This window comes from Pseudoalteromonas sp. S3260, assembly GCF_005886925.1.
GTDB lineage: Bacteria > Pseudomonadota > Gammaproteobacteria > Enterobacterales > Alteromonadaceae > Pseudoalteromonas > Pseudoalteromonas tetraodonis.
The window spans coordinates 1-9,005 of the sequence record NZ_PNCV01000032.1 but is presented as its reverse complement, the minus strand read 5'-3'; the positions used below and the strand labels follow the sequence as shown (position 1 = coordinate 9,005).

Genomic DNA, 9,005 nt, shown 5'->3' with positions numbered 1-9,005 from the left:
TAAAGAGAGATGGTATCTACAAAACCATTTTGAACCACAGAGTACACTGAGGCGCTTCGCGCTACACAGAGAAAAAAAGCAAATAAAACATGTATTTAATCATTTTCTCTGTGTGCTCTGCACCCTCTGTGGTAGATAGAATCACTAAAAAGACGCGGAATAAATCCGCTGCTACACCAGTCAATCTTAACCCGTTTCTCGCAGCTCGTCGCCCTTGAACTTAAACCAATCCTGCACGGCATAATGCCTCGCCTCTCGCAGCCCGTCGCCCGTCGCCCGTGAACTTTCACCTTTCGCCTACTTTTAATCAGGCATAAAAAAACCGCTTATTAAGCGGTTTTTATCTAACATTTACGGGTTATTTTATAACGCGTAAATGTGAGCCTTTTTTCTTTTCAGGCTTAGGATCAGGTGTTTCATCAACTAGTTCAGGTGATGAATCGACACTTTCAAGCTCTGGAGCAAAATCGTCTTCGTCCTCTAAAAACTCATCTGCAGTAAAGACTGTGCCTTCGCCATTTTCGCGTGCATATATTGCAAGTACAGCCCCTAAAGGCACGTACACTTGCATTGGCTGACCGCCAAAGCGTGCGTTAAAGCTAAGCTGAGAATTATCTAACGAAAACTGCGTAACCGCTGAAGGGCTTATGTTCAATACAATCTGGCCATCTTGAACAAACTGTGTTGGCACTTGCACTGCAGGAAAATCAGCATTAACCACTAAGTGTGGCGTGCATTCGTTATCAACAATCCAATCAAAAAAAGCGCGTAGTAAATAAGGACGATTAGAAGTCATTATAAACGGATCTCACGCTCTGCTTCAGTTAAAGAAGCTTGGAATGATTCACGTTCAAATAAACGGATCATATACTCTTTAAGTTCTTTAGAGCCTGCACCATTAAGCTCAATACCAAACTCAGGTAAACGCCATAATAGTGGAGCTAAGTAACAATCAACCAAGCTAAACTCTTCACTCATAAAGTAAGGCGCTTCACTAAAGATCGGTGCTATTGCAAGTAATGCTTCTGTCAGCTCTTTACGCGCTTGCGCTGCTTCAGACGTGTTGTTAATGATTTTTTCAGCTAGGCTGTACCAATCAGTATCAATACGGTGCATCATTAAACGACTACGACCACGCATGACCGGGTATACAGGCATTAGTGGAGGATGAGGAAAACGTTCATCAAGGTATTCCATGATGATGTTTGCCTGATATAAACCAAGCTCACGGTCAATCAGTGTTGGCACTGTGCCGTAAGGGTTAATTTCGTGAAGTGCTTCTGGCAGATTATCCTTTTCAGCCATATGAATATCTACACTTACACCTTTTTCAGCAAGTACAATGCGTACTTGGTGGCTATACATACAGTTAGCACCAGAAAAAAGGGTCATTACAGGGCGCTTATTGGCAGCTACGGCCATGCCTACCTCCATTAAATAACTAAAACAGCAATAGGGGCTTAAGCCCCTATTGCAAAATTACCTTTAAATATGTTCAAACTTAATGAACATCTCTCCAGTATTCTTTCTTCAGCATAAATGCCAAGATAAATAGAATCACTAAGAATCCAAGTACCTTAATACCTAGCGCTTCCGATTCGAGACGTGTAGGTTCACCTACATACTCTAGGAAATTCGTTAAATCACGAACTGCTTGGTCATATTCATCTACACTTAATTCACCCGTACCATCTGTTTCTGTACCAGTAATATGAGTGGTTGTTTTACCATCTACTGTTACTTCTTCAGTAATTGCAGTAGGAACACCTTGCAACTCTTGAAGAACATGTGGCATACCCACCGATGGGAATAACGTATTATTTACGCCAAACGGACGAGATTCATCTTTGTAAAACGATTTTAAATAGGTGTAAATCCAATCACTGCCACGCACACGCGCAACATTAGTTAGATCCGGCGGAGCCGCACCAAACCATTTTGCAGCATCTTCTTTCTTCATTGCATTATTGATATGACTACCTACTTTTGAACCATCAAAAATAAGTTGCTCTTGACCAATCTCTGTTGGAATACCAATATCGCGGAAAGTACGTTCATAACGTTGATACTGCATTTGGTGACAACCAAGACAGTAGTTCATGAACAACTTTGCGCCACGTTGCAAAGAAGGTTGATCAGATATATCGTTACCCGCTTCCATTAGAGGAACTGACGGGCCTGCCGCCATTGCAGGTAAAACGTTTACTGATAAAGCAAATAAACCTATTAATAGCTTTTTCATCATTTCGTTAACCTCTCAGGCAATGGCTTAGTTTTTTCATTCTTACTGTAAACGAATAACAGTACGAAGAACATAAAGTAAGTCACAGTACAGACTTGCGAAACAATCGTTTTAAAATCAGTTTGTGGTGTAGCACCAACCCAACCTAAAAGAACGAAAGTAACTACAAAGCCTGCAATGTTCCATTTGTGGAAACCACAACGGTAACGAACTGAACGAACCGAACCACGGTCAATCCAAGGCAATAATGCTAGCACGACAATAGATGCACCCATTGCTGCAACACCCATTAGCTTGTCTGGAATCGCACGTAAGATTGCATAAAACGGCGTAAAGTACCAAACAGGGAAAATATGCGCTGGTGTTTTAAGTGGGTTTGCCGGTTCAAAGTTTGGCGCTTCTAGGAAGAAACCACCCATTGCAGGCATAAAGAACACCACCCAACAGAACAAGATTAAGAAGCCAACCACACCCACAATATCTTTTACTGTGTAATAAGGGTGGAACGGTATCGCATCAATAATGTCTTTTTTATCTGTGTAGTATTCATGGAACTTAAATTTAGGCTTGTCTTCTTCAGCCACGGTTCCTTTTTTACGTTTGTTATCAATACCGTCAGGGTTGTTAGAACCCACTTCGTGCAATGCAACAATGTGTAAAAATACTAAGATAACAATAACCAATGGCAGTGCTATTACATGTAATGCAAAGAAGCGGTTAAGCGTTGCACCTGAAATTACATAGTCACCACGAATCCACAGTGTTAAGTCATCACCAATAACCGGGATTGCCCCGAATAATGAAATGATTACCTGTGCACCCCAGAACGACATTTGGCCCCATGGTAATAAGTAACCCATGAATGCTTCAGCCATTAGGGCTAAGAAAATGAACATACCGAATAACCACAGTAATTCACGTGGTTTTTGGTAAGAACCGTAGATCATGCCACGGAACATGTGCATGTAAACAACGATGAAAAACGCAGATGCACCCGTTGAATGCAAATAACGTAATAACCAACCGTACTCTACATCACGCATGATGTATTCTACTGATGCAAATGCACCTTCAGCAGATGGTACATAGTTCATCGTTAACCAAATACCTGTAAGTATTTGGTTTACTAGTACTAACATAGCTAGAGAGCCGAAGAAGTACCAGAAGTTAAAGTTTTTCGGTGCTGGATACTGTGCAATGTGCATGTTCCAAACACGTGTCATTGGGATACGGTCGTCTATCCACTCAACAATTTTACCAAACATTAGGCCACCCCTTGTTCTTCGCCCACTAAAATAGTGGTCTCATCAAGAAAAGTATATGGTGGAATTTCTAAATTTAATGGTGCAGGTACCGATTGGAATACACGGCCAGCCATATCAAACTTAGAACCGTGACATGGACAGTAAAAACCGTCATCAGTCCCTTCCACTTTCTCACCAAAGCCACCTTGTAAAAAGCTAGGTGAACAACCCAAATGCGTACAAATACCTACAGCGACAAAAATCTCTGGGCGTAATGAACGGAAATCATTGGTTGATGATTCTAATTGTTGTGGCTCTTGCGATTGCGGATCACGAAGTTGACCTTCATGTTCTTTCATCTGCTCAAGCATTTTTGGGGTCCGTGATACAACCCATACAGGTTTACCACGCCACTCGACACGTATTAATTGTCCTGGCTCAAGTTTGCTGATATCTACTTCTACAGGCGCACCCGCAGATTTAGCTCGCTCACTTGGATTCCAAGACGCAATAAAAGGAACAGCAGCCCCAGCCGCACCAACACCACCAACAACAGAGGTAGCTATGGTTAAAAAGCGACGTCGGCCATTGTCTACAGGCGCATTGCTCATCCACTTATCTCCACTATGATTCTCAACACTTGCTATATTGAGAACATCAGTTACAGCAGGTTAATTTTTCGAATTTTAAAAGAGAAACGATCATAATTAAAACCCTTGTTTAAAACAAGGTTATTCACAGCCTCCTGCTCGAATAATCCTGACTTGCTCAAATAGTTGATTAAGTAAGCTCGAGTATGAAACCAAATGACTATAGTATCGCTTCCGTAAAAACAATTTGTAAACAAGTACAATCTCACCAACTAAGTACAGTAACCACTGAATTTGGCGACATTAAACTCATTCACTTTATTTGCCCGCCAATTGTAGCAAAAAAATTCACCAATTAACTGATGGATTTAAACTAATTGCGATAATTATTTAACTTTTTTTGCGTTAGTCGGTCATTTTTAAGCTTTCGTTCAATAAATACGCATACTTGGCCTATTTTGATCAAGCTAATGTCGACATTAGTCTTAAAGGGAAAGGTTTTAGGTTTTAGGTTTTAGGTTTTAGGTTTTAGGTTTTAGGTTTTAGGTTTTGAGCTTTAGGTTGTTCTGGATCTTTGTCTTCCTGATACCTAATACCTTTATCTTCCTAATACCTTTTATTTAATCTAAAAACAAAAAACCCAGCATAAGCTGGGTTTTTGAATTCTTGATAACGTAAAAATTAACGTTTTGAGAACTGTGGACGCTTACGCGCTTTCTTAAGACCCACTTTCTTACGTTCAACTTTACGTGCATCACGAGTAACGAAACCTGCTTTACGAAGTTGTGGACGTAGTGACTCGTCAAACTCCATAAGTGCACGAGTGATACCGTGACGGATAGCACCAGCTTGACCAGTAGTACCACCACCGGCAACGGTGATGTGAAGGTCAAATTTTTCAGTCATGTCTACAAGCTCAAGAGCTTGACGAACAACCATGCGTGCTGTTTCGCGACCAAAGTACTCTTCTAAAGAGCGCTTGTTGATTACGATGTTACCAGTGCCTGGGCGTAAGAATACGCGAGCACTTGAACTTTTACGACGACCTGTACCGTAGTATTGATTTGCCATGATAGTGCTCCTTAAATGTCTAGAACCTGAGGCTGTTGTGCAGCATGGTTATGCTCAGTACCCGCGTAAACTTTAAGTTTGCGGAACATAGCGCGGCCTAAAGGACCACGTGGCAACATGCCTTTAACAGCTTTTTCGATGATCATTTCAGGCTTTGCAGCTTGAAGTTTATCAAAAGTAGTAGACTTAAGACCACCTGGGAAACCAGAGTGAGCGTAGTACACTTTATCTTTGAATTTGTTACCAGTAACAGTAACTTTCTCAGCGTTGATAACGATGATGTAATCACCAGTATCTACGTGTGGTGTGTACTCAGCTTTGTGCTTACCGCGTAGGCGATGAGCGATTTCAGTAGCGATGCGACCTAAAGTTTTATCTTCAGCGTCAACTACGTACCAGTCACGTTTTACTGTTTCTGGTTTAGCAACAAACGTTTTCATTTATAAAAATCCAATGTTTTTCAATTAAAACCACAGGTAGTTATTATTAACTACCGCTCTAAGTATGCTACAACCCCTTCGAGTTTTAGACTTTTTCGCCGCTCACAAGTGGCTAAACTATATGAGGACATAGAACGCAACGTGGCAGACGCGGGAGTATACCAGCACTTAAACGACATTGCTACCGGCCGGTTGTTTTTTCCGCAAAAAGTTTTAGGTTTTAGGTTTTAGGTTTTAGGTTTTAGGTTTTAGGTTTTAGGTTTTATCAAAAATAACCATAAAATTAGTGTGGGTAATTAAAATAGCTTAAACAATTTAAATCTCTCAGATTCGTTCTTTAATTTTAGAGATTAAGCTCGATAGCATCTTTGATAACTCAGATGTTTCACACAACCAAAGTTGGCCGACATTCGAATCAATATAGTTTATATCAATACCTATATAAATTTGTGTTCTAGCTTCAGCTAAAGAAGAACGAGCAATATCTAAAAAACGCACTTTTTCTCTGTCACTATCTCGTGTCATTCCCTCAGCAATATTACTAGGTACAGACAATCCTGCGCGTGTTAACTGATCTCGAAAACCAAAATCTTTTGTTATTGTTGGATTTTTATATATATCTGCACTTAAACGAGCAGCTCGCTTCCATACCTCTAAACTTTCAAAATTCATCATATCTATTATCCTTAATGATATATTTTGAGCTTAGTTTTTATTTAATAAAATACAACCTAAATTTTGCTCTTAATCTCTACCTAACACCTAATGCGCGGCATAAAGCCCCGCATACGCTCAATCCTTGCAATGTACGTGGCTTACTAAAACCTGCTCTTTTACCTTTAACCAAACACCTGCACGACATAAATACCCACCTAATTTTAATCCAAACACCGTGCTTGGCTTAATCTCTACCTAAAACCTTTAAATTTATTTTGCACCACAGAGTGCACAGAGGCGCCTCGCGGAAAGAGAACGCCATAGGTTTGAGATTTGAGGTTTTCCTATTACCTAGTTCCTAATACCTAACACCTAATTACTTCTGACACACCTCACAAAAAACGGTACTGCGTTGCCCTAAACGAATTTCGGTTAATTCGGTATCGCAATTTACACAGGGCTGGCCTTTTCGGCCATACACTAATAGCTGTTGCGCAAAGTAGCCTGGCTTACCGTCACTTTGGGCAAAGTCTTTTAACGTTGTGCCGCCTTGGGTAATTGCAGCGGCTAAGGTGTCTTTTATAATTGGGATTAACGCTTGGTAGCGTTTAAGGCTTACTTTACCGGCTTCTTTTCGCGGATCGATACCCGCTTTAAATAACGACTCGTTAGCATAAATATTACCGACCCCCACCACAACGGCGTTATTCATAATAAACTGCTTAACGGGCACTTTTTTATTACGTGATTGCTCATAAACACGTTTAGCAAAAAAGTCATCAGTGAGTGGTTCAGGGCCTAATTTAGCAAGTAGCTTATGCTCTTCATTGGGTGCTTGCCATAAACAACAACCAAAGCGGCGTGGATCATTTAAACGCAGCGCCTTATTGTTCGCTAAAATAAACTCAACATGGTCGTGTTTTTTAAGTGGCTCGGTTTTATTTACAACGCGCAAGTTCCCTGACATCCCTAAGTGCAATATAGCCGCCCCAAGCTCACATTCTAATAGCAAGTATTTTGCGCGGCGTTCAATACTGCTAACCACCAACCCTTCAAGTTGGTATACCTCATCTGGCACAGGCCAGCGCATACTGGCATTATGAATGTTTACCTTAGTAACGACTTGGTTTAGCACATGGGGGGTAATGCCCATGCGGCTAACTTCTACTTCTGGTAATTCAGGCATTTATAAAACTCACTATGAAAAGGTAAAACTAGGAAATAATTGCTTGGCAGTGCTTAAATCAAGCAACATTAGCCGCTGACTGGTTTTCTCGAGAAGATAATACTCACCATTTGCTTTATATAATAAGTACATCCAAGGTAGGGGCTCACCGGCGAGTTCAAACGTCGCTGCCGATAGTGGCTTATTAATATCAAGCGCATCAGGTGTGGCTGTTGTCATTAACGCTGTATTTTGCCATAAATAAACAAGCTCACTAAGTTGCTGCTCTGAACCTTGCCAACTAAGCGGTACCTCTTTGATCAAAGCAGTAGTACGCCAGCTTGTACCAATGCGCTCAATTTTTTGGTCGCTAAATTCAAGTGTTAACACAAAGCTTTGCACAGGAAGTAGTGGCTGCAGTTGCGCCTGCGTTTCATCGGATCCAATCTTTTTATGAAGACCATTTAAAAAGAAGATCATGATCAACATAGAAAAAATAATAACATTGTTCCAACCTTTGCGGCTTAATCGCATATGCAGTTCCTAATTTATATAAGGTTTTCAAGTGTAACCAAAACTTAATTACACTGTCTATATGTTAAAACCCAAAGACTTTGCTAGAATATCGGCAAATTTTAAGGAGTTTAGACATGTCAATGTATGTAGTGGGCCATAAAATCCCAGATTCAGATTCAATATGTGGTGCAATTGCACTGGCTTATTTAAAAAACCAAATTGATGAGCCGGCAATTCCAACCCGCCTTGGTGAAGTATCACCAGAAACACAGTTTATTTTAGATAAATTTGGCTTCGAAGCACCTGAGCTTAAACTTAGCTACGCTGGCGAAGACGTTTACATTGTAGACCACACAGAAAAAACCCAAGCACCTGACGATATAGACCAAGCTCGCGTTGTTGGCGTAGTTGATCACCATAAATTAGGTGATTTAACCTCATCAACACCACTTGAGTGCTGGATCCGCCCTGTTGGTTGTTCTAACACCATTATTAAGATGATGTACGATTTTTATAACGTAGAGATCCCTAAAGATATTGCTGGCATTATGCTTTGCGCCATATTAAGCGACACGGTTATTTTTAAATCACCAACCTGTACCACAGCCGATATTAAATGTGTTGAAGCACTTGCAGAAATTGCAGGCATTGAAGACTTTAAAGAACTAGGCATGGACATGTTCCGCGTTAAATCAGCCGTTGAAGATACGCCAGTACGTGACTTAGTAATGCGTGACTTTAAAGACTTTAACATGAACGGTAACCTTGTTGGTATTGGTCAGTTAGAAGTTATTGACCTTGCGGTATTTGACGAGATTAAAGCCGACCTTGAAGCCGACATTGCCAAGCTTAAAGAAGAAGGCGGTCGTCATTCAGTATTTTTACTTCTGACCGACATTATGAAAGAAGGCTCACAAATGCTAATTGCATCAGACGACGCAAACCTAGTTGAGCAAGCCTATGGTGAAAAACCAGAAGACGGTAAAGTATGGCTAGACGGCGTATTAAGCCGTAAAAAGCAAGTAGTGCCCCCACTACAAGACGCTTTTAATAGCTAGATTCGAGGTTCGAGGTTCGAGG

General features: G+C 40.8%; 11 protein-coding genes. 1 reads left to right on the top strand and 10 read right to left on the bottom strand.

Features of this window, described 5'->3' with window-relative positions; genetic code table 11:
• Nucleotides 1–358: 358 nt before the first annotated feature.
• From CWC14_RS05390 to CWC14_RS05345, 10 genes are all read right to left on the bottom strand, one after another.
• Entirely contained in the window at nucleotides 359–796 is a 438-nt protein-coding gene (locus CWC14_RS05390) for a ClpXP protease specificity-enhancing factor (protein ID WP_028834446.1), read from the bottom strand.
• Complete coding sequence (gene sspA, locus CWC14_RS05385) at nucleotides 796–1,422, bottom strand: stringent starvation protein SspA (protein WP_013464041.1); 627 nt, start codon at nucleotides 1,420–1,422, stop codon at nucleotides 796–798. The genes CWC14_RS05390 and sspA overlap by 1 nt, the downstream gene beginning before the upstream one ends.
• 79 nt (nucleotides 1,423–1,501) lie before the next feature.
• Nucleotides 1,502–2,245, bottom strand: coding sequence for a cytochrome c1 (locus tag CWC14_RS05380; protein ID WP_069440085.1), 744 nt, complete (start codon nucleotides 2,243–2,245; stop codon nucleotides 1,502–1,504).
• On the bottom strand, nucleotides 2,242–3,507 hold the full coding sequence (locus tag CWC14_RS05375) for a cytochrome b (RefSeq protein WP_138561719.1): 1,266 nt from the start codon (nucleotides 3,505–3,507) through the stop codon (nucleotides 2,242–2,244). Before CWC14_RS05375 ends, CWC14_RS05380 begins: the two co-directional genes overlap by 4 nt.
• Nucleotides 3,507–4,097: a ubiquinol-cytochrome c reductase iron-sulfur subunit gene (gene petA, locus CWC14_RS05370; RefSeq protein WP_010390661.1), complete on the bottom strand. Its 591-nt coding sequence runs from the start codon at nucleotides 4,095–4,097 to the stop codon at nucleotides 3,507–3,509. The genes CWC14_RS05375 and petA overlap by 1 nt, the downstream gene beginning before the upstream one ends.
• Before the next feature lie 660 nt (nucleotides 4,098–4,757).
• Nucleotides 4,758–5,150: a 30S ribosomal protein S9 gene (rpsI, locus tag CWC14_RS05365; protein WP_024600778.1), complete on the bottom strand. Its 393-nt coding sequence runs from the start codon at nucleotides 5,148–5,150 to the stop codon at nucleotides 4,758–4,760.
• 8 nt (nucleotides 5,151–5,158) lie between these two features.
• Nucleotides 5,159–5,587, bottom strand: coding sequence for a 50S ribosomal protein L13 (gene rplM, locus CWC14_RS05360; protein ID WP_008110876.1), 429 nt, complete (start codon nucleotides 5,585–5,587; stop codon nucleotides 5,159–5,161).
• 324 nt (nucleotides 5,588–5,911) lie between these two features.
• Nucleotides 5,912–6,259 carry a four helix bundle protein gene (locus CWC14_RS05355; protein WP_075170549.1) on the bottom strand — a complete coding sequence of 116 codons (348 nt, stop codon included), beginning with the start codon at nucleotides 6,257–6,259 and terminating at the stop codon, nucleotides 5,912–5,914.
• Nucleotides 6,260–6,620: 361 nt separating this feature from the next.
• Nucleotides 6,621–7,430, bottom strand: a complete 810-nt coding sequence (mutM, locus tag CWC14_RS05350; protein WP_138561717.1) for a bifunctional DNA-formamidopyrimidine glycosylase/DNA-(apurinic or apyrimidinic site) lyase — start codon at nucleotides 7,428–7,430, stop codon at nucleotides 6,621–6,623.
• Nucleotides 7,431–7,442: 12 nt separating this feature from the next.
• Nucleotides 7,443–7,943 (bottom strand): hypothetical protein, encoded by a 501-nt coding sequence (locus CWC14_RS05345; RefSeq protein ID WP_013464037.1) that lies wholly within the window; start codon nucleotides 7,941–7,943, stop codon nucleotides 7,443–7,445.
• A 116-nt stretch (nucleotides 7,944–8,059) separates the two neighbouring features.
• On the opposite strand from CWC14_RS05345, the gene CWC14_RS05340 reads away from it, so the two are divergent.
• Nucleotides 8,060–8,983, top strand: a complete 924-nt coding sequence (locus tag CWC14_RS05340; protein ID WP_138561715.1) for a manganese-dependent inorganic pyrophosphatase — start codon at nucleotides 8,060–8,062, stop codon at nucleotides 8,981–8,983.
• Nucleotides 8,984–9,005 lie beyond the last annotated feature (22 nt).

Coding starts and splice junctions, on each gene's coding strand:
- CWC14_RS05390 (WP_028834446.1), bottom strand. CDS start 796: ATGACTTCTAATCGTCCTTATTTACTACGCGCTTTTTTTGATTGGATT.
- CWC14_RS05380 (WP_069440085.1), bottom strand. CDS start 2,245: ATGATGAAAAAGCTATTAATAGGTTTATTTGCTTTATCAGTAAACGTT.
- CWC14_RS05345 (WP_013464037.1), bottom strand. CDS start 7,943: ATGCGATTAAGCCGCAAAGGTTGGAACAATGTTATTATTTTTTCTATG.
- CWC14_RS05340 (WP_138561715.1), top strand. CDS start 8,060: ATGTCAATGTATGTAGTGGGCCATAAAATCCCAGATTCAGATTCAATA.
- CWC14_RS05355 (WP_075170549.1), bottom strand. CDS start 6,259: ATGAATTTTGAAAGTTTAGAGGTATGGAAGCGAGCTGCTCGTTTAAGT.
- sspA (WP_013464041.1), bottom strand. CDS start 1,422: ATGGCCGTAGCTGCCAATAAGCGCCCTGTAATGACCCTTTTTTCTGGT.
- petA (WP_010390661.1), bottom strand. CDS start 4,097: ATGAGCAATGCGCCTGTAGACAATGGCCGACGTCGCTTTTTAACCATA.
- CWC14_RS05375 (WP_138561719.1), bottom strand. CDS start 3,507: ATGTTTGGTAAAATTGTTGAGTGGATAGACGACCGTATCCCAATGACA.
- rplM (WP_008110876.1), bottom strand. CDS start 5,587: ATGAAAACGTTTGTTGCTAAACCAGAAACAGTAAAACGTGACTGGTAC.
- mutM (WP_138561717.1), bottom strand. CDS start 7,430: ATGCCTGAATTACCAGAAGTAGAAGTTAGCCGCATGGGCATTACCCCC.